Origin of the sequence: Campylobacter sp. (assembly GCF_030528245.1) — a bacterium.
Classification (GTDB): Bacteria; Campylobacterota; Campylobacteria; order Campylobacterales; family Campylobacteraceae; genus Campylobacter_D.
Map to the genome: position 1 here is coordinate 1 of NZ_JAUMZG010000062.1, position 1,659 is coordinate 1,659.

General features: G+C 48.0%; 1 protein-coding gene. It reads right to left on the reverse strand.

Annotated features, from left to right (window positions below):
• Positions 1–1,659: DUF2972 domain-containing protein (locus tag Q4A73_RS07315; protein WP_303206796.1), on the reverse strand; the 1,659-nt coding region annotated here is incomplete at both ends.

Sequence of the window (1,659 nt, forward strand, 5' to 3'; positions counted from 1 at the left end):
GATTTTTTGAGCCCCTCAAGCTCCTCGTCAAAGATTTTTTTGTAGTGATGGTATAGCTTTTTATCCCTCCTGAAAAGCCGCAAAATGTCCTGCGCGCTGATGCACCTTTTCTCCTCCCACTCCCATCGCGCCAAATAATGCGCATAAAGCCTCTGAAAATAAGCCCTCGCCTCATCATAAAGACCCCCATTTCTCAAGCGCTCATAATGCTCCTTTCGCATGCAAAGCTTAAAATTCGCATCATCCGCGCCTAAAAATTCCACATTCAAGCCCACATAATCCGCGTCCAAATACCGCCTCTCGCGGCTATTATCCACAAAGACCAAAAGCCCCCCGGGCAAACCGATCTGAAAGCCTAGCAGCTTGGAAAAGGACTTTTGCGCGTGCCTTGCCTCAAAAAAAGAACTCTGCGCCAAATCAGGAGACTGAAAATGGTATCGTTTGCTAAGCTCTGTGAGGGTAGAAAGGACGCGCCCCGGTAAAATTTCACCCGTATCCATGAAACGCACCGTCCTTGCGCCTATCTTTTTCTGGATGGATCTGATGAGGGGTCGATCCACATACTCCTTAAGCCACGGCGCATAAAGATTGCATAAATTGGGCTTTTTGCTCACCCTAAAGCAGTGCTTTCCCCCCTTAAAATAAGCCAAACGATAATTGAGCGGCATGAAAATTTCCTCAAAATCCTCCCTCCAATCAAAAAGGTCCTTTTTGCGAGAGATGCCATAGGAGTGGTTCAAAAGATGCCTAAGGCACAAAATGGGATCCCGCACCAAAATGAGCATGTCCTTGTCCGCATCCAGCAGCGCCCAGGTCTTGGGACAGTGAAAATAATCCCAAGCCAGCAGCGAAACGAAGCAATCATCCCCACCAAGAAGCTCCTCATAGCTCTTCGCATAAAAGCCCTCATCCTCCCCCCAGCCAGAATGCAAGGCCCTCATTTTGAGCGCGTCCATATAAAGATGAAAGCTAAAATTTCCCGCCCCATACATGTAGGCGAAGAAGAATTTAAAAGTGCTTGGCAGGGGCAAATTCAGCCGCCAAGCCAAGGCCGCAGGGATGGTTTGGTAGGTCAAATTCCTAGCCAAATAAGAGGCCTTTTGGGTTTCAAATTGGGCCGCGTCTGTCTCATTTTGCAAATCCGCCCCATCTTTCAAAAGCGCGTTGAGAATTCTCACATCAAGCAGGGGAGGGTGGGGATGGGTGGAGTATTTTTCACAAAAATACGGGCTTGTGAGCCAGATTTTCACCTCAAAAAAATGCTCACACACGAAGGATAAATTCGCCAAAATCACCTCTTTTAGCGGGCTTTGGGCGGGGATGAAAAAGGACGCAAAGGCCTCCTTTTGCTCCAAGATGAGCTCAAGCTCACCCGAACTTGGGTGAGCCTTGGAAATTTGTGCGAACAATGCCTCATAGCCCTGCGCCTCCTCGTAAATGCGACTGAAGCGGCGCTTTTTCAAGGCCCTTATAAAATTCTCACCCAGTAAATAGGGCAAACTGGCCCTAATCCAAAGCGCCTCGCCATAATCTTGACATTTTTCTAGGGCAGGGTAGTGGAGCTGGGGGAAAAAGGTCGTGAATTTCTTGTAGAATTTTTGATTGTTCTTGTGCGCTAAAAAGATGCGAAGAAGCTTAAAAAAAGTGCGGACACGGCTC